At 69.3% G+C, this 18,291-nt stretch carries 18 protein-coding genes; 4 read left to right on the forward strand and 14 right to left on the reverse strand.

The genetic code is table 11. From position 1 onward, the window contains the following. Window positions 1–9 precede the first annotated feature (9 nt). On the reverse strand, window positions 10–1,350 hold the full coding sequence (glnA, locus tag P5G52_RS14285; RefSeq protein WP_301228443.1) for a type I glutamate--ammonia ligase: 1,341 nt from the start codon (window positions 1,348–1,350) through the stop codon (window positions 10–12). 292 nt (window positions 1,351–1,642) lie between these two features. Here glnA and panB point away from each other — a divergent pair, with 292 nt between their 5' ends. Further along, the gene (panB, locus tag P5G52_RS14290; RefSeq protein ID WP_301228445.1) at window positions 1,643–2,533 is read left to right on the forward strand and encodes a 3-methyl-2-oxobutanoate hydroxymethyltransferase; all 891 of its coding nucleotides are present in this window, start codon (window positions 1,643–1,645) and stop codon (window positions 2,531–2,533) included. 78 nt (window positions 2,534–2,611) lie between these two features. Here the strand turns inward: panB and P5G52_RS14295 are convergent, their stop codons facing one another. Further along, the gene (locus P5G52_RS14295; protein WP_301228824.1) at window positions 2,612–2,770 is read right to left on the reverse strand and encodes an SPOR domain-containing protein; all 159 of its coding nucleotides are present in this window, start codon (window positions 2,768–2,770) and stop codon (window positions 2,612–2,614) included. Window positions 2,771–2,862: 92 nt separating this feature from the next. Between P5G52_RS14295 and map the strand changes: the two genes are divergently transcribed. Both map and ppgK read left to right on the forward strand, forming a co-directional pair. Then, window positions 2,863–3,741 (forward strand): type I methionyl aminopeptidase, encoded by an 879-nt coding sequence (gene map, locus P5G52_RS14300; RefSeq protein ID WP_301228447.1) that lies wholly within the window; start codon window positions 2,863–2,865, stop codon window positions 3,739–3,741. Between the two features lie 88 nt (window positions 3,742–3,829). After that, on the forward strand, window positions 3,830–4,687 hold the full coding sequence (gene ppgK, locus P5G52_RS14305) for a polyphosphate--glucose phosphotransferase (protein ID WP_301228449.1): 858 nt from the start codon (window positions 3,830–3,832) through the stop codon (window positions 4,685–4,687). Between the two features lie 125 nt (window positions 4,688–4,812). Here the strand turns inward: ppgK and nrdR are convergent, their stop codons facing one another. The 3 genes from nrdR to P5G52_RS14320 form a co-directional block, all read right to left on the reverse strand. After that, complete coding sequence (gene nrdR / locus P5G52_RS14310) at window positions 4,813–5,310, reverse strand: transcriptional regulator NrdR (protein ID WP_301228451.1); 498 nt, start codon at window positions 5,308–5,310, stop codon at window positions 4,813–4,815. A 108-nt stretch (window positions 5,311–5,418) separates the two neighbouring features. Further along, window positions 5,419–6,783, reverse strand: coding sequence for a histidinol dehydrogenase (hisD, locus tag P5G52_RS14315; protein ID WP_301228453.1), 1,365 nt, complete (start codon window positions 6,781–6,783; stop codon window positions 5,419–5,421). 76 nt (window positions 6,784–6,859) lie between these two features. Then, a complete protein-coding gene (locus P5G52_RS14320; protein ID WP_301228455.1) occupies window positions 6,860–7,387 on the reverse strand; it encodes a hypothetical protein in 528 nt (175 codons plus the stop codon). A 134-nt stretch (window positions 7,388–7,521) separates the two neighbouring features. Here P5G52_RS14320 and P5G52_RS14325 point away from each other — a divergent pair, with 134 nt between their 5' ends. Then, window positions 7,522–8,052 carry a flavin reductase family protein gene (locus P5G52_RS14325; RefSeq protein WP_301228457.1) on the forward strand — a complete coding sequence of 177 codons (531 nt, stop codon included), beginning with the start codon at window positions 7,522–7,524 and terminating at the stop codon, window positions 8,050–8,052. 178 nt (window positions 8,053–8,230) lie between these two features. On the opposite strand, the gene dnaE is transcribed toward P5G52_RS14325, so the two are convergent. From dnaE to ftsZ, 9 genes are all read right to left on the reverse strand, one after another. After that, window positions 8,231–11,770: a DNA polymerase III subunit alpha gene (dnaE, locus tag P5G52_RS14330; protein ID WP_301228459.1), complete on the reverse strand. Its 3,540-nt coding sequence runs from the start codon at window positions 11,768–11,770 to the stop codon at window positions 8,231–8,233. Window positions 11,771–11,839: 69 nt separating this feature from the next. After that, window positions 11,840–12,781 (reverse strand): RluA family pseudouridine synthase, encoded by a 942-nt coding sequence (locus P5G52_RS14335; protein ID WP_435868681.1) that lies wholly within the window; start codon window positions 12,779–12,781, stop codon window positions 11,840–11,842. Further along, complete coding sequence (lspA, locus tag P5G52_RS18375) at window positions 12,765–13,586, reverse strand: signal peptidase II (protein ID WP_435868682.1); 822 nt, start codon at window positions 13,584–13,586, stop codon at window positions 12,765–12,767. The genes P5G52_RS14335 and lspA overlap by 17 nt, the downstream gene beginning before the upstream one ends. 137 nt (window positions 13,587–13,723) lie before the next feature. After that, a complete protein-coding gene (locus P5G52_RS14345) occupies window positions 13,724–14,362 on the reverse strand; it encodes a DivIVA domain-containing protein (RefSeq protein WP_301228461.1) in 639 nt (212 codons plus the stop codon). Window positions 14,363–14,509: 147 nt separating this feature from the next. Beyond that, window positions 14,510–14,800: a YggT family protein gene (locus P5G52_RS14350; RefSeq protein ID WP_301228463.1), complete on the reverse strand. Its 291-nt coding sequence runs from the start codon at window positions 14,798–14,800 to the stop codon at window positions 14,510–14,512. Between the two features lie 59 nt (window positions 14,801–14,859). Further along, the gene (locus tag P5G52_RS14355) at window positions 14,860–15,378 is read right to left on the reverse strand and encodes a cell division protein SepF (RefSeq protein ID WP_301228464.1); all 519 of its coding nucleotides are present in this window, start codon (window positions 15,376–15,378) and stop codon (window positions 14,860–14,862) included. 97 nt (window positions 15,379–15,475) lie between these two features. After that, window positions 15,476–16,216 (reverse strand): YggS family pyridoxal phosphate-dependent enzyme, encoded by a 741-nt coding sequence (locus P5G52_RS14360; RefSeq protein ID WP_301228830.1) that lies wholly within the window; start codon window positions 16,214–16,216, stop codon window positions 15,476–15,478. A gap of 14 nt (window positions 16,217–16,230) precedes the next feature. Continuing rightward, on the reverse strand, window positions 16,231–16,971 hold the full coding sequence (locus P5G52_RS14365) for a purine nucleoside phosphorylase YfiH/LACC1 family protein (RefSeq protein ID WP_301228466.1): 741 nt from the start codon (window positions 16,969–16,971) through the stop codon (window positions 16,231–16,233). 11 nt (window positions 16,972–16,982) lie between these two features. Continuing rightward, window positions 16,983–18,182 (reverse strand): cell division protein FtsZ, encoded by a 1,200-nt coding sequence (gene ftsZ / locus P5G52_RS14370; protein WP_087073693.1) that lies wholly within the window; start codon window positions 18,180–18,182, stop codon window positions 16,983–16,985. Window positions 18,183–18,291 lie beyond the last annotated feature (109 nt).

Here is an 18,291-nt window from a genome sequence, read left to right on the forward strand (position 1 = left end):
CACGCAGGCCTACAGGATGTTGAGGTTCCTGCGCAGCTCGTACGGCGTCACCTGGATGCGGTAGTCGTGCCACTCGGCGCGCTTGTTGCGGAGGAAGTTCTCGAACACCTGCTCCCCCAGGATGTCCGCGACGAGCTCCGATTCCTCCATCACCCGGATGGCGTCGTGCAGGCTGGCCGGGAGCGGGTCGTGCCCCATCGCCCGGCGCTCCGCGGCGGTCAGGCTCCAGACGTCGTCCTCCGCGGCGGGCGGCAGCTCGTAGCCCTCCTCGATGCCCTTGAGGCCGGCACCCAGCAGCACCGAGTAGGCGAGGTAGGGGTTGCTCGCCGAGTCGATGCCGCGGTACTCGATGCGCGCGGACTGGCCCTTGTTGGGCTTGTACAGCGGCACGCGGACCAGGGCCGAGCGGTTGTTGTGGCCCCAGGACAGGTAACTCGGCGCTTCGCCGCCGCCCCACAGGCGCTTGAACGAGTTGACGAACTGGTTGGTCACGGCCGTGAACTCGGGCGCGTGCCGCAGGATGCCGGCGATGAACTGGCGAGCGGTCTTCGACAGCTGGAACTCGGCGCCCGCCTCGAAGAAGGCGTTGGTGTCACCCTCGAACAGGGAGAAGTGGGTGTGCATGCCCGAGCCCGGGTGCTCGGAGAAGGGCTTGGGCATGAAGGTCGCGTAGCTGCCGGAGGTGAGCGCGACCTCCTTGATGACGGTCCGGAACGTCATGATGTTGTCCGCGGTCTGGAGCGCATCCGCGTACCGCAGGTCGATCTCGTTCTGCCCCGGCCCGGCCTCGTGGTGGCTGAACTCGACCGAGATGCCCACGGACTCGAGCATCGCGACCGCCGTCCTGCGGAAGTCCTGGGCCACCCCGCCCGGAACGTGGTCGAAGTAGCCGGCCGAGTCCACGGGCACGGGCTGGCCGTCGGGGCCGAGCTCCGCCGACTTCAGCAGGTAGAACTCGATCTCCGGGTGGGTGTAGCAGGTGAAGCCCATGTCGGCAGCCTTCGCCAGGGTCTTCTTGAGGACGCCACGCGGGTCCGCGGTGGACGGCTGGCCGTCCGGCGTCAGGATGTCGCAGAACATCCGCGACGTCTGTTCCTTGTCACCGCGCCACGGCAGGATCTGGAACGTGGTCGGATCGGGCTGGGCCAGCATGTCCGATTCGTAGACCCGGGCGAGTCCCTCGATGGATGATCCGTCGAACCCGAGGCCCTCCTCGAAGGCGCCTTCGACCTCGGCAGGAGCCAGGGCGACGGACTTCAGCGAGCCGACGACGTCGGTGAACCACAGACGCACGTAGCGGACGTCGCGCTCCTCGATCGTTCGCAGTACGAACTCCTGCTGCCGGTCCATGACCACCCTCATTCCTTGACTCGTCGCCCAGGCCGCCCCGTCCGGGCAGCGGGCTGTCCATGCCCGACGTCGTGCGCGTCCGGCTGCACCGTTCCCGGGGCGCGGATGCGCCTCGTGCGCGCGTGCGCCTGCCGTCAACACTCTACTGACCCGCGCGCTGATGAGGCGCACCGTGCCCACCCCGTTGCGTCGCGCCGGAAATCCCTGGCGGACACTATGCACCGTCCACGGCCGGCCCCGGGGAGGATCCGCCTCCGGGGACCGCAGGCAGAGGGTCCAGTAGTCTCATGGCATGACTTCCGCGGAATTGCCAGCCCCCTACGGAGAGGGAGCAGCCACGACGACGCCGGCCCGGGAGGCGACCTCTCCTGCCGCCCCCGCGATGCCGGCCGGCCGGATCCGGATCCACCATCTGCAGCAGGCCAAGGACCAGGGCAGGCACTTCGCCATGCTGACGGCCTACGACCAGTACGCGGCACAGGTCTTCGACGAGGCCGGCATCGAGGTCCTCCTGGTCGGTGACTCGGCGGCCAACAACGTCCTGGGTCACGCCACGACCCTGCCCATCACGCTCGACGAGATGATCCTCTTCAGCCGTGCCGTCAGCAGGGCGACGACGCGGGCCATCGTCGTGGCCGACCTTCCTTTCGGTAGCTACGAAGTATCGCCCCAGCAGGCCGTCGAGTCCTCCGTGCGCCTGCTCAAGGAGGGGCTGGTCCACGCCGTGAAGATGGAGGGTGGCGCGGACTACGCGGACACCGTCCGCGCCCTCGTCCGCGCGGGCATCCCGGTCATGGCCCACATCGGGTTCACTCCGCAGAGCGAGCACGCGCTCGGCGGCTACCGCGTGCAGGGCCGCGGGGAGGCGTCCCAGCGCATCGTCGACGACGCCGTCGCGCTCGCCGACGCAGGGGCATTCTGCGTGCTGATGGAGATGGTGCCCGCCGAGACCGCGAACGCGGTCGACGCGGCCGTTCGCGTCCCGACGATCGGCATCGGCGCGGGCCCGGGCACGACGGGCCAGGTGCTGGTGTGGCAGGACATGGCCGGGCTGCGCGGCGGCCGGCAGGCGAAGTTCGTCAAGCAGTACGCCGACGTCCGGAGCGTCCTCTCCGATGCGGCCCGCGCCTATGCCGACGACGTGCGTGCAGGCACGTTCCCCGGCCCAGACCACACCTTCTAGCTGTACACCCGGCCCGTACTCCGGCCTGTACACCCGGGCCCCTCCACCTGACGGAGCGCGAGCCCGGGCCGATAATCCCTAGTCGTCCTTGTCCCAGGCATCGTTGCGCTGCTGGACCTTCTCGAGGGCCTTCTCGGCTTCGGCCCGCGTCGCATACGGCCCGATCAGCTGGGACCAGTCCGACTGCCGGTCCTCTTCGACCTCGTGCGTGCGAACGTTGAACCAGTACTCCGTCATGGCGACCTCCTCGATCCGTGGCATCCGGCCGTGTCATCCGGCGATCACGCGCCTTTCAGCCGGTGACCCGAGCCCGCTATAGGATCAAGGGTATGCCCCAGTCCTCCCCCACCGCTCCCCTTGGGACCCTGACCCCCGGCACCCTCTCGCCCCAGCGCCCCGTTCCCCCCGGCATCCCGCGCCCCGAATACGTGGGCCGCAAGGCGCCCGTCCCGTTCACGGGCTCCGAGGTCAAGACGCCGGAGACCATCGAGAAGATCCGCATCGCCGGCAGGATCGCCGCCCAGGCCATCGTCGAGGTCGGGAAGCACGCGGAACCCGGCGTCACCACGGACTCCCTGGACCGCATCGGACACGAGTTCCTCCTGGACCACGGCGCCTACCCGTCGACCCTCGGGTACCGGGGCTTCCCGAAGTCGCTGTGTTCATCCCTCAACGAGGTCATCTGCCACGGCATCCCCGACTCCACGGAACTCAGGGACGGCGACATCCTCAACATCGACATCACCGCGTACAAGGACGGCGTGCACGGGGACACCAACTACACCTTCTGCATCGGCGACGTGGACGAGGAGTCCCGCCTCCTCGTCGAGCGCACGCAGGAGTCCCTCAACCGCGCGATCCGGGCCGTCGCGCCCGGACGCGAGATCAACGTCATAGGACGCACCATCGAGTCCTACGCGAAGCGCTTCGGTTATGGTGTTGTCCGTGACTTCACCGGGCACGGCGTCGGAGAAGCGTTCCACACGGGCCTGATCATCCCGCACTACGACGCCGCCCCCGCCTACAACCGCGTCATCGAGCCGGGCATGGTCTTCACCATCGAACCGATGCTGACGCTCGGGACCATCGACTGGACCATGTGGGCGGACGACTGGACCGTCGTCACGAAGGACCGGAAGAGGACGGCGCAGTTCGAGCACACGCTCGTCGTCACCGACCGCGGCGCGGAGATCCTGACCCTGCCCTAGCGCAGCCGCCCCGCGGACCCTGCCCGCACACCGCACCACCCCCATTCCGGCTAGCGCCGGCCGCCCAACCACTCGTCGACGGAGAATCATGGCCAAGGACACCGACAAGAAGAAATCGAAGAAGCTCCCCGCAACGGTGATCGGAGTCGATATCGGCGGCACGGGCATCAAGGGCGGCATCGTCGACCTCGAGAAGGGCGTGATCGTCGGGGAGCGCTACCGCATCCCCACACCCAAGCCGTCCACGCCCGAGGCTGTCGCCGAGGTCGTCGCCCAGATCGTCGCCGAGCTCTCCTCGCGGCCGGAGGGTCCCGCCGCCGACGTGCCCGTCGGCGTCACCTTCCCGGCCATCATCCAGCACGGCGTCGCCCGCTCGGCGGCGAACGTCGACAAGAGCTGGGTCAACACCGACGTCGATGCCCTCTTCACGAAGGTCCTCGGACGGGACGTCCACGTCATCAACGACGCCGACGCGGCAGGGCTCGCGGAGGTCCGCTACGGCGCGGGCAAGGGCAAGATGGGGACCGTCCTGGTCATCACCCTCGGGACGGGCATCGGCTCCGCCTTCATCTTCGACGGGCGGCTGGTCCCCAACGCCGAACTCGGTCACCTGGAGATCGACGGGTACGACGCCGAGACGAAGGCATCAGCCGTGGCTCGCGAGCGGGACGGGATCGACTGGGACGAATACGCCGTGCGGCTCCAGCGCTACTTCTCGCACGTCGAGTTCCTCTTCTCGCCCGAGCTGTTCATCGTGGGCGGCGGCATCTCGAAGCGGAGCAGCGAGTACCTGCCGTCCCTCCAACTGCGCACCCCGATCATCCCGGCACAGCTGAAGAACCACGCCGGCATCGTGGGCGGCGCCCTGCAGGCGGCGCTGCTCCTGGGCACCAAGCGCCATACGGCAGCCGGCGCCCTCGCCCTGACCCCACCCGACCTGGGCTGAGGCGACCCTGAACTGACAGAGGAGCCCGGTACGGCAGCACGCCGTACCGGGCTCCTCTGCGTCGAACGTGGTGCCGGTGGTGGCGTCGGCTTCCCCTCCGCAGCCACCACCGGGGTTCTGGGGCGCTAGTGCGCCGTCAACGGCCTCCGCGCCCCGCTGGGCACGCGCTCGTTGTCCTTCGCCTGCTGGCGGAGGGTCTGGATGGCCTCTTCGAAGTCCTCGAGTGATTCGAAGCCCTGGTAGACGCTGGCGAAGCGCAGGTACGCGATCTGGTCCAGCTTGCGCAGCGGCCCGAGGATGGCGAGTCCCACCTCGTGTGCGTCGATCTCGGCGACGCCGCTGGCACGGACGTTCTCCTCGACCTCCTGCGCCAGGAGCGCGAGGTCGTCCTCGGTCACCGGCCGGCCCTGGCATGCCTTGCGGACACCGTTGATGATCTTCATCCGGCTGAACGGCTCACCGGCGCCCGAGCGCTTGATGACGCTCAGGCTCGTGGTCTCCACGGTGCTGAAGCGGCGGCCGCACTGCGGGCAGAGGCGACGGCGGCGGATGGCCGACCCGTCGTCGGCGAGGCGGCTGTCGACGACCCGGGAGTCGGGGTTGCGGCAGTACGGACAGTACATGGCTCCCCTCCCCGTCGCTAGCGATCGTCCTGCTCATTTTAGGACTACATGTGGTGAAACAACAACACTGTAATTACCAGATATTGTGCCTGAGGTACGCCAGGAGGCTCAGAGGGCGTCGTCGAAGCGGGCCGTGACCGCCTCGCCGTGCGCGGGCAGGTTCTCCGCACGCGACAGCGCGACGATCGAGGACGACACCTCGCGCAACGCCTCGCGGTCATAGTCGACGAGCTGGACGGCACGCAGGAAGGTCGTGACGTTCAGGCCCGAGGCGAAGGCCGCGGTCCCGCTGGTCGGCAGGACGTGGTTCGATCCGGCGCAGTAGTCACCCAGGCTGACGGGGCTGTAGTTGCCCACGAAGATGGCGCCCGCATTGCGGATCCGTCCTGCCACGGCCCGCGCGTCCGCCGTCTGGATCTCGAGGTGCTCGGCGGCGTAGGCATCGCATACGGCGATGCCGTGGTCGAGGTCGTCGACGAGGATCACGCCCGACTGGGGACCCGAGAGAGCCGTACGGACCCGGTCGGCGTGCCGTGTGGAGGCGGCGCGCCCCTGGAGGGCCTCGACGACGGCGGCCGCGAGGTCCTCGGAGTCCGTCACCAGGACCGACGCGGCCTGCGGATCGTGCTCCGACTGGCTCACGAGGTCGGCGGCGACGAGGCCGGCGTCGGCCGTGGCATCCGCGAGGACCGCGATCTCCGTGGTGCCCGCCTCCGAGTCGATGCCGACCCGCCCGCGGACCAGGCGCTTGGCCGTGGCGACGAAGACGTTGCCCGGACCGGTGATGACGTTGACCGGATCGATGGCGTGCTGCCCGGAGCCGTCGCCCTCCCCCTCGATGCCGTAGGCGAGGGCCGCGATGGCCTGGGCCCCGCCCATCGCGTACACCTCGGTGATGCCGAGCATCGATGCCGCGGCGAGGATGACCGGGTGCGGCCAGCCGCCGAACTCCTTCTGCGGTGGCGATGCGAGGGCGATCGAGCCGACGCCGGCGGCCTGCGCAGGCACCACGTTCATCACCACGGAGGACGGATAGACCGCCAGTCCGCCGGGGACGTAGAGCCCCACGCGGTCCACCGCGATCCACTTGTGCGTGAGGCGGGCTCCGGGGGCGACCTCCACCTCGACGTCGTCCGGGACCTGCGCCCGGGCGAAGACACGCGCGCGCCGGATCGCTTCCTCGAGTGCCGCACGCACCGGGGCGTCGAGTCCGGCGACAGCCGCTTCGATGATCCCGGCCGGCACGCGGGGGTGCTCCCGCTCGACGCCGTCGAACCGCCGGGCGAAGTCCCGCAGAGCGTCGAGGCCACGCGACCGGACGTCGTCGATGATGGCCTGGACGGCCGCCTCGGAGGAGGAGGCGCTGGCGGCTGCCCGGGGCATGGCGCCCTTCAGCTCGCCCGGGGACAGGGTCCGCCCGCGCAGGTCGATGGTGCGGAAGCCGACGGTCGGGGTGGTGGGCGCTGGATTCACCCTGAGAGTCTACCGGGAGGGCAGGGAGCGCACATTTATGGGGTCGGCCCGGTCAGCCTCGCCGCCCGCGGAGCGCTCAGCTCCGCCGGCGCGACAGACCGAGAAGGGCGGTGGCGAAGATGATGACGGCGGCGACGGCCGGCCAGACGGCGAGCGCTCCGTAGGACTGCAGCAGGAACGCGGAGCCGGGTACGTCGTCGCGCCCGTGCGGGCCGACGTAGTGGGCGAGGCCCTCGCCCACTACGAGAGCGAGGAGGGAACCGAGGATCGATCCGCCGACGGCGGCGAGGATCCGGGGCACCACCCCGGGCAGCCCGAGGCGGAGGGCGACGACCGTCCCGACGGCGATACCGGCAACCAGTTCCAGGCCCGCGAGGGTCAGGTCGCGGAGCAGCCACTGGTCGGCGGAGACGGGGTCGCCGAAGAGGCGTCCCGTGGGCGCGAGGAGCCACCAGGACGCTCCGACCAGGACGCCGAGCAGGATCGTGGATCCGAGCCACCAGACCACGCCCAGGGGCGGCACGGACCTCCGGTCCTCGGCCACGGCGTAGACCGGAGGTGGATACGTGCTTGATCCGGTGTCCGGCTCCTGGCGTGCATGCATGACTTCTACATTAACAAACCGCGCCCGGCGCGGGGTGCGCGCCTAGTGTGGTGGTGGCAGCGTAGAGGGCCGTCAGCATCGGACCGGCCATCCGCAACCGCGTTGTCCACCGACGTCGATCCCGGAGGAACCACGTGAACAACCCGAGCCCCGCACCGACAGGCCTGCAGTCCCCGTCCGAGCCTCACGGGGAGTCCTTCCGCGAGGTCTTCCGCCGTCATGCCGCAGGCGTCGCCATCATCACCGCGGTGTACGACGACGTCCCCTACGGCTTCACGGCCACCTCGGTCGCCTCGCTGTCCGCCGAGCCGCCGCGCTTCTCGTTCAACATGGCCCGGACGTCGTCCTCATGGCCCGCCGTCGCGAACACCAACTTCGTGGGGGTCCACATGCTCAGCACGGAGAACGAGGGCCTCGCCAACCGCTTCGCCCGGACGAAGGACCGCTTCACCGGTGACCACTGGGAGCCGGGACCGGAGGGCGTCCCCATCATCCGGGATGTCGCCGGCTGGCTGGTGGGCCGCATCAGCATGCGCCTGTCCTTCGAGAACAACGCCGTGGTCGTGGCCGAGGTCATCGCGGGGAACATCGGGCCGGACGGCGCTCCCCTGCTCTACCACGGCGGCAGCTACGGCACGCCGACCGCCACCGACTATGTCATCTGAGGGCGTCCCCTGAGGGCGTCCCCTGAGGACGTCATCCAAGGGCGTCGTCCCGGGAGTGTCCTCCGCGGCACCCAGCTGAGATGGCGGTTTCCCGGCCCCTCCGTCTCCGGCGCTGCGGCCACCCCGCCGGGCCGGCCCGCGGGAAGCCCGGCGTGAGCGGGCCCGCCGAATCCGCCCGTCAGGCGTCGAGGCAGGCGGGCCCGAGCAGCACCTTGAGGTCACCGAAGAGACCCGGCGTCGGGTTCACCCGCAGGTCGACGCCGAGCTTCATCACCTCGACCGTGCGGGATCCGTTCAGGCGGATCAGCACCTCGCTCGTCCCGGGGTGCGTCCGCAGGACGTCACCAAGTGCGGTCACGGCGGTCTCGGTGGCCTTGTGCTGCAGCATGGAGATCACCACGGGCCCGGAGTGTCCCTCGCTGAGGTCCGGCACCGTGAGTTCCTGCGCGTTGAGCATCACGGCGCCGTCGTCCCGGCGCTGCAGGCGTCCGCGGACCACCACGATCAGGTCCTCCGCCAGGACCGCCGAGATGGGCCCGTACACCTGCCCGAAGAACATGACCTCCATGGATCCGGCGAGGTCCTCGACCTCGGCCCGCGCGTAGGCGTTGCCGCTGTTCTTGGCGATCCTGCGCTGCAGGGACGTGATCATGCCGGCGATGGTGACGATCGCGCCGTCCGCCGGCCCCTCCTCGCTGATGATCGAGGGGATGGACGAGTCCGCGTGCTGGCTGAGGATCCCCTCGAGGCCCTGCAGCGGGTGGTCCGAGACGTACAGCCCGAGCATGTCCCGCTCGAAGGACAGCTTGTCCTTCTTGTCCCACTCCGGCAGGTCGGGGACCTCGACGGACAGACCGCCGACAGCGTCCGGGCCGTCGTCGAACGCGCTGAAAAGGTCGAACTGGTTGGCCGCCTCGTTGCGCTTGAGGACGATCACGGAGTCCACGGCCTCCTCGTGGATCATCGCGAGGGCCCGGCGGGGGTGCCGGAGCGAATCGAAGGCCCCGGCCTTGATGAGGGATTCGATGGTGCGCTTGTTGCAGACGACGGCGGGTACCTTCTGCAGGAAGTCGCTGAAGGACGTGAAGGCGCCCTTCTCCTCCCGTGCGCCCACCATGGCTCCCACGACGTTCGCGCCGACGTTGCGGATGGCGCCCATGCCGAAGCGGATGTCCTTGCCGACCGGGGTGAAGTTGACGCTCGACTCGTTGACGTCGGGGGGCAGCACCGTGATGCCCATGCGGCGGCACTCGTTGAGGTAGATGGCCAGCTTGTCCTTGTCGTCGCCCACGCTGGTGAGCAGCGCCGCCATGTACTCGGCGGGGTAGTGCGCCTTGAGGTACGCGGTCCAGTAGGACACGAGCCCGTAGGCCGCGGTGTGGGCCTTGTTGAACGCGTAGTCGGAGAAGGACTCCAGCACGGTCCACAGTTTGTCCATGGCCGCCTGGGAGTAGCCGTTGGCCTTCATGCCCGCGAAGAAGTCCGCCTGCTGCTTGTCCAGCTCGGACTTTTTCTTCTTGCCCATGGCCCGTCGGAGCATGTCCGCCTGGCCGAGCGTGAAGTTCGCGAGCTTCTGCGCGGCCGACATGACCTGCTCCTGGTACACGATGAGGCCGTACGTCCCGCCGAGGATCTCCTCGAGCGGTCCCTCGAGTTCTGGGTGGATCGGCTCGATGTCCTGCAGCCCGTTCTTGCGCAGGGCGTAGTTCGTGTGCGAGTTCACGCCCATGGGCCCCGGCCGGTACAGCGCCAGGACGGCGGAGATGTCCTCGAAGTTGTCGGGGCGCATGAGCTTCAGCAGCGAGCGCATGGGACCGCCGTCGAGCTGGAAGACGCCGAGGGTGTCGCCGCGCGCCAGGAGCTCGTAGGACTCCTTGTCATCGAGCTCGAGGTCCTCGAGGACGAGGTCCACGCCCTTGTTCGCCGTGATGTTCTCGACCGCGTCCGTGATGATCGTCAGGTTCCTCAGGCCGAGGAAGTCCATCTTGATCAGTCCGAGCCCCTCGCACGTGGGGTAGTCGAACTGGGTGATGATCTGGCCGTCCTGCTCACGGCGCATGATCGGGATGATGTCGATCAGGGGGTCGGAGGACATGATGACGCCCGCCGCGTGCACGCCCCACTGGCGCTTCAGCCCCTCGAGGCCGAGGGCCGTCTCGAAGACCTTCGCGGAGTCGGCGTCGGTCTTGAGGAGCTCCCGCAGTTCCTCGGCCTCGGAGAAGCGCTTGGCGTCCTTGTTGTGGACGTCCGCAAGGGCGAGGCCCTTGCCCATGACGTCCGGCGGCATCGCCTTGGTGAGGCGCTCCCCGGTGGAGAACGGGTAGCCCATGACGCGGGAGGAGTCCTTGAGGGCCTGCTTGGCCTTGATGGTGCCGTACGTGACGATCATGGCCACGCGCTCGTCGCCGTACTTCTCCGTCACGTAGCGGATGACCTCGGAGCGGCGCCGATCATCGAAGTCGACGTCGAAGTCGGGCATGGAGACGCGCTCCGGGTTGAGGAACCGCTCGAAGATGAGGCCGTGCTTGAGCGGATCGAGGTCGGTGATGCGCATGGCGTACGCCACCATGGAACCCGCACCGGAGCCTCGGCCCGGGCCCACCCGGATGCCGTTGTTCTTGGCCCAGTTGATGAAGTCGGCCACCACGAGGAAGTACCCCGGGAAGCCCATCTGGGTGATGACGCCGACCTCGAACTCCGCCTGCTTGCGGACGTCGTCGGGCACGCCGGCCGGGTAGCGGTACTGCAGCCCGGTCTCGACCTCCTTGACGAACCAGGACTGCTCGTTCTCGCCCTCGGGGACCGGGAACCGCGGCATGTAGTTGGCCTTGGTGTTGAAGTCGACGTCGCACCGCTCGGCGATGAGCAGCGTGTTGTCGCAGGCGTCGGGGTAGTCCCGGAAGATCGCCCGCATCTCGGCCGGCGACTTGAGGTAGAACTCGTCCGCGTCGAACTTGAACCGCTTGGGATCGGCGAGGGTGGATCCCGACTGCACGCAGAGCAGCGCCGCGTGGGCCTTGGAGTCCTCGGCATGGGTGTAGTGCAGGTCGTTGGTGGCGACGAGCGGCAGGCCGAGCTCCCGGGCGAGCTTGATCAGGTCCGCCTTGACGTTGCGCTCGATGTCGAGCCCGTGGTCCATCAGCTCGCAGAAGTAGTTCTCGGCCCCGAAGATGTCGCGGAAGTCCGAGGCCGCCTGCTTTGCCTCGTTGTACAGACCGAGGCGGAGCTTCGTCTGCACCTCGCCGGACGGGCACCCCGTGGTCGCGATGAGGCCCTTGCCGTAGGTCTGGAGGAGGTCGCGGTCCATGCGGGGCTTGTAGAGGTAGCCCTCGAGGGACGCCAGCGAGGACATCCGGAACAGGTTGTGCATGCCCTCGGTGGTCTCCGACCACAGCGTCATGTGCGTGTACGCTCCGGCGCCGGAGACGTCGTCGCGCCCGCCGCCGCCCCACTGGACGCGGGTGCGGTCGTTCCGGGCGGTCCCCGGCGTCAGGTACGCCTCGACGCCGATGATGGGCTTGATGCCGGCGCTCTTCGCCTTGCTCCAGAAGTCGAAGGCACCGAAGACGAACCCGTGGTCCGTCGTGGCGAGGGCGCTCATCCCGAGTTCCTCGGTGTGGCTGAACAGGTCCGTCAGGCGGGCCGCGCCGTCGAGCATCGAGTACTCGGTGTGGTTGTGGAGATGGACGAACGAGTCGGTCGATGCAGGAGTAGCCACCGGACAAGTCTAGTGCTCCGGCGCCCGGGGGACCGTCGCGGGACTATCCTCCGAGGTCGCCCCGGCGTGTCATACGAGGCCTCTGGACAGTGCGGTCAGGGCGTAGGCCAGGTCCACGGGATAGGGGCTCGTGACCGAGACCGGCTCGCCCGTCCGGGGGTGGGCGAAGCCGAGCCGGTGGGCGTGCAGCCATTGCCGCGTGAGGCCCAGTTCGGCTGCCAGGCGCGGGTCCGCGCCGTAGGTGAGGTCGCCGGCGCAGGGGTGGCGGAGCGCCGAGAAGTGCACGCGGATCTGGTGTGTGCGGCCGGTCTCGAGGTGCACCTCCACCAGGCTCGCACGGCCGAACGCCTCCAGCACCTCGTAGTGGGTCACCGAGTCCCGGCCTCCCTCCATGACGGCGAACCGCCACTCGTGGTGGGGGTGGCGTCCGATGGGAGCATCGATGGTCCCCTTCAGCGGCTCGGGCAGGCCCTGCACGACGGCGTGGTACACCTTGTCGACCGTCCGCTCCTTGAAGGCACGCTTCAGCGCGGTGTAGGCGGGCTCGGTCTTGGCGACCACCATCGCGCCGGAGGTCCCCACGTCGAGCCGGTGCACGATCCCGACGCGCTCGGGCGCGCCCGACGTCGAGATCCGGTATCCCGCGGCGGCGAGGGCGCCGACGACCGTCGGCCCCACCCAGCCCGGCGACGGATGCGCGGCGACGCCGACCGGCTTGTCCACGACGACGAAGTCCTCGTCGTCGAGCAGGATGCCCATGCCGTCGACGGCTTCGGGGATCACGCGGTGCTTGTCCTCGGGATCGGGCAGGTCCACGTCGAGGCGGTCGCCGGCGTCGACGCGGTCCGACTTCGCGAGGCGGGCCCCGCCGCGCAGCACCCTGCCGTCGGCGCACCACTGAGCGACCGCCGAGCGGGAGACGCCGAGCAGGCGTGCGAGGGCCGCATCGGCGCGGCTGCCGCCGTCGGACTCGGGGACGACGACCTCCTGGTGCTCATCGGCCATCGCCATCACGCTCCCCGGTCCTGCCCTCCGGCGCGTCGGCCGCCCGCGCGGCCGCCTGCGTGTCTGAGCTGCGCCGGCCGTCCATGCCGATGCCGCGCAGGGTCAGGATGCAGATGAGCACCACTCCGCTCACGACGGCCGAGTCCGCGATGTTGAAGATGGCGAAGTTCGGCAGCGCGATGAAGTCCACCACGTGGCCCTGGCCGAAGGAGGGCTCCCTCAGGAGCCGGTCCGTGAGGTTGCCGAGCGCCCCGCCGAGGACCAGGCCGAGCGCCACCGACCAGCCCCAGGAGGCGATGTTCCGCACCTGCAGTGCGATGGCCACGGCCACGACCACCATGATGATCGTGAAGACCCAGGTGTAGTCCGTCCCGATCGAGAAGGCCGCTCCCGGATTCCGGATGAAGCGCCAGCTGAGCAGGGTCGGGAGCACGGGGATGACCTGGCCCTCGCTCATCGTCGACACCACCCAGGCCTTGGTGAGCTGATCGATCACGTAGGCGGCGAGCGTGCAGAGGAGCATGACGACGCCGTACCGGGCGGGGACCCGGCGGGCGTGGCTCCGCCCCTGGGCCGCGCCGGCGACCGCCGGGCCAGGGCTCGGGGAGACAGGTTCCGGGCTCGCAGGTTCCGGGCTCGCAGGTGACGGGGAGGCGGAACCCGGGCCGGCTGCGTCCGGGAACGCGGGGCTCGGCGCGGAGTCCGGTGACAGGGCTTCCGGGGACTTCGCATGCGGGGACTGGGCGTCCGGGACGGCGGACGATCCGGTCTGCGGCTCGGGTGCGGGTTCGGCGGGCTGGTGCTCGTTCACGATCTGTCCAAGGTGTAGGTACTGGGTGGTGTGCCGCGGGAGCGGCCGAAACGGCGGAAGGGCCGGTCCCCGGGGTGTGCGCCCCCGGCAACCGGCCCTTCTCCTGCTGCCCGGCCGGAACCGGGCGGGACGTCCTGCTAGGAAGCCGCCGCGTCGGTCGCGAGGGACCCGCGGGCGTCCAGATCGCGCAGCTGGCCTTCGATGTAGGCCTTGAGGCGGGCGCGGTAGTCGCGCTCGAACCCGCGCAGCTGCTCGACAGTGCTCTCGAGCATGGACTTCTGGTCCTCCAGCTCGCCGAGGATCGTGCGGCTCTTGTCCTGGGCGTCGTTGACCAGGCCGTTGGCCTCGAGCTGGGCCTCGGCGATGATCTTGTCACGCTGCTCGAGACCGGCGGTGACGTACTCGTCGTGCAGGCGCTGGGCCATGGCGAGGACTCCGGCGGCGGACTCGGCAGTACCGGTCGACGCTGCGGGTGCGGCGGGAGCGGGGGCCGGCGCGGGCGCTTCGACGTCGGCGGCGACCTCCGGCAGGTTGTCCTCGGCGGGGACCTCGTCGGTCTTCGTGCTGGCGGCGACCGGCGCCGGTACGGCGGTCGCCGGCGAGACGTCCGAGGAGCCTCCCGCGGCCTTGCGCAGTTCCTCGTTCTCGGCGTTCAGGCGGCGGAGCTCGACGACGATCTCGTCGAGGAAGTCATCCACCTCGTCCTGGTCGTAGCCCTCGCGGAACTTCGTCGGCTGGAACCTCTTGTTGACAACGTCTTCTGGCGTCAGAGCCATATGGTCACCTCATACTGATAGGAGCCGGCCTGCCTGCTGGCGGGGCCGAGCTGCGGTACCGGACTGTGGACATGAACCGCTGGACTCACGTCGAACTCGAATTCAGCGTATATCTTCTGGGACTTCATCATGAAACGGACGAGGACGCTAGGCTGCGAGACCCGCCGACACGGACATCAGGATCAGCACCAGGATGAAGAGCACAAGGAAGGCGAGGTCGAGCTGCACGCCGCCCATGCGCAGCGGCGGGATGAGCCGGCGAAGGCCCTTGACCGGCGGATCGGTGACCGAGTAGACCCCCGATGCGACCACGAGGGCCAGCTTCTGCGGGCGCCAGTCGCGCGCGAACCCCTGGACGGCGTCGTAGATGATTCGCAGGATCAGGGCGAGCTGGAACAGCATCAGTACCAGGTAGATCAGGGCAAATACCAAACTCACAGAGCGGTTCCAGTCCTTCGGGCCTTGATGGGTCGACGCGACCGTGACGGCCGCAGGGCTCAGCTCTGGTTGAAGAAGCTGGTCTGCGCTTCGCTGGCCTTCAGGTCCTCGCCGAGGACTTCAATATACGACGGCGACAGCAGGAACACCTTATTGGTGACCCGCTCGATGCTGCCGTGGAGACCGAACACGAGCCCTGCGGAGAAGTCCACCAGACGCTTCGCGTCGGCCTCCCCCATGTCGGTGACATTCATGATGACCGGGATCCCGTCGCGGAAGCTCTCGCCGATCAGCTTGGCGTCGTTGTAGGAGCGGGGGTGGATCGTGGTGATCTGGCGCAGGGCGGCGGAGTCCTCGCGGGACGACGGCGCGCGCTTGATCGGCGTGACGGGGGCACGGTATTCCTCGGCGGGGGCTACCCGGGCTGCAGGAGCCGGCTCGAGATGGCGTTCGTCGCGGTCGTAATCCACTGAATAGTCCTCGTTCCTGCTGTGCGCGCTTTTCGCTTCGGGCTCGTAGTGCTCGTCACCGTCGGCGAGCCCAAGGTAGATCATTGTCTTGCGCAGTGCGCCAGCCATGGTGACTCCTGTTCTGAGAGAGAGTGGATCGTGGACTCCGGGGGCGTGCCGCATGCCGCACCCGGCTACCCTTCGTGCCGCCGTTACAGCCTCGACGCTACCCCACGGCCGGACGCGGACCGAGGACATCAGAACCAATCCGCAGGTGTGTCGCCCCTGCCGCGACGGCCTCCTCGAGGTCCCCGCTCATACCCGCCGAAACGGCCGTGGCGGACGGGTCGACGGCCCTCACCGAGTCGGCGATGCGCAGCAGCCGCTCGAACGCAGCCGCGGGGGGCGTGCCGATCGGCGCCACGGCCATCACGCCGGCGAGCCGCAGGCCCGCGGTGGCCGCGACGCCCTCGGCCAGTGCACCGGCCTCCCCGGGAAGCGCTCCACCCCGGCCGCCCGAGGTCGCCGCGGCATCGAGCGTGAACTGGAGGAAGCACTCGAGGTCGTCCCGGGCTCCGAGGCCGGCGCCCGCCCGCCGTTCCTGTTCCGCCGCGACCGCCTTGCCCAGCGCCGCGACCAGCGTGGCGCGGTCCACCGAGTGCACGCTGTGCGCATAGCGGACGACCGATTTCGCCTTGTTGGTCTGGAGCTGGCCGATGAAGTGCCAGGTCAGTGCGAGGTCGTCCAGTTCGGCCGCCTTCGCTGCGGCTTCCTGGTCGCGGTTCTCCCCGACGTCCCGGACCCCGAGGTCCGCGAGGATGCGTACGTCGGAGGACGGGAAGTACTTGGTCACCACGATGAGCTCCGGTGCCGTCCGCCCCGCGGCCTCTGCCGCCGTCGCGATCCGCTTCCGCACCGCAGCGAGCCGGGCCTCGAGGTCCCGTGCCCGGGCACCGTCGCGCTGCATGCGTCCGTCCGCGGTCACGCCCGCCACACCAGGCCGGCGATACGGCCGGCCCCCGGTTCTCGGCGATGGGAGTAGAGCGCGGGATTCTCCAGGGTGCAGGACGCGCCCTGGACCGGTTCGACCCGGACGGAGGACTGCTCGAGCTGGCGCCGGACCGCAGCGGGCAGGTCGAGCGCCGGCGTTCCGGCCCTCGTCCTGGCTGCAGCCTCCGGGAGGGTGCGTGCCATGGCGCGCATCATGTCCTCGGGGACCTCGTAGCAGGCGCCGCAGACGGATGGACCGATCCAGGCGGACAGGTCCCTCGCGCCCAGGCCCCGCAGTGAGCGGACGGCGCCCTCGATGATCCCGTTGCCGACACCGGCCCGGCCTGCATGCACCACGGCCGTCGCGCCGGTACCGCCCTCGGCGGGCGATGCGTCCGCGAGGACGATCGGCACGCAGTCGGCGACGAGCACCGCCAGCGGCTCGGTCCCGCGCGGGGAGATCATGCCGTCCGCGTCGGGCACATCCGCCGTTCCGTCCACGACGGCGACCCTGTCGGAGTGGGTCTGGCTCATGAAGCGCAGCGATCCCGCGGCGATCCCCATGTCATCCTCGAGGCGGCTCCGGTTGCCGCGGACGCCCTCCGGGTCGCTCCCCACATGGAGGGCGAGGTTGCCTGCACCGGTTGAGGTGAAGGCCACCCGGAGTCCCAGACGCACCTCCTCGTTCCAGTAGAACGGGGACGTGTGTCCGGGACCTGCGGCTGCCTGCATGGACGACCGGACTACTTGAGGAAGTCCGGCACGTCGAGGTCGTCCGAGCGCCCGGCGGACAGGTCGGGCTCCACGATGGCGGGAAGGTCCACGTCGAAGCCCGAGTCCGCGGGCACGGCCTGCATGTTCTGCGCACGCTGCTGCGACCAGGCGCCGAGGCCGGCGGTGGCTGCACCGGCCATGCGGTGCTGGTCTCCGCCGACACTCGGCGCGACGGCCGGCCTCGATGCAGGAGCAGCGGCCGCGACGGGCTGCGAGGTGGCGTCGACCTGGTCGAACCCGGCCGCGATGACGGTGACGCGCGCTTCGTCGCCGAGCGCGTCGTCGATGACCGCACCGAAAATGATGTTCGCCTCCGGGTGCGCGACTTCCTGGACGAGGCGTGCGGCCTCGTTGATCTCGAAGAGGCCGAGGTCGGAGCCACCCTGGATCGAGAGCAGGACACCGTGGGCGCCGTCGATGGATGCTTCGAGCAGCGGCGACGCGATGGCGAGCTCCGCGGCCTTGACGGCACGGTCCTCACCGCGCGCGGAGCCGATACCCATGAGCGCCGAGCCGGCGCCCTGCATCACGGACTTCACGTCGGCGAAGTCGAGGTTGATCAGGCCCGGGGTGGTGATGAGGTCGGTGATGCCCTGCACACCGGAGAGCAGCACCTGGTCCGCCGAGCGGAAGGCGTCGAGCATCGAGACGTTGCGGTCGCTGATGGACAGCAGCCGGTCGTTCGGGATGACGATGAGGGTGTCGACCTCCTCGCGGAGGGTGTCGATGCCGCTCTCGGCCTGGTTGGAGCGGCGGCGTCCCTCGAAGGTGAACGGGCGCGTGACCACGCCGATGGTGAGGGCGCCGAGGGAACGCGCGATGCGGGCGACGACGGGAGCGCCGCCGGTACCCGTACCGCCGCCCTCTCCTGCCGTGACGAAGACCATGTCCGCCCCGCGCAGGACTTCCTCGATCTCCTCGGAGTGGTCCTCCGCGGCGCGGCGGCCGACCTCCGGGTCGGCGCCGGCACCGAGGCCGCGCGTGAGTTCGCGTCCGACGTCGAGCTTCACGTCGGCGTCACTCATGAGGAGCGCCTGTGCATCGGTGTTGATGGCAATGAACTCGACGCCGCGGAGTCCCACCTCGATCATGCGGTTGACGGCGTTCACGCCGCCGCCGCCGATGCCGACGACCTTGATGACGGCCAAGTAATTCTGAGGTGCTGCCACGTCCTGTGTCCCTTGTTCGAATCTGTGTGCTGTACGGGGGCTGCCGGGAATCCGGCCTCAACCTTTACCCGAAAAACGTTAACGTTCAGGTTGAGAGTTAACGTTATGT

The sequence above is a fragment of the Arthrobacter burdickii genome (assembly GCF_030433645.1).
Classification (GTDB): domain Bacteria; phylum Actinomycetota; class Actinomycetes; order Actinomycetales; family Micrococcaceae; genus Arthrobacter_D; species Arthrobacter_D burdickii.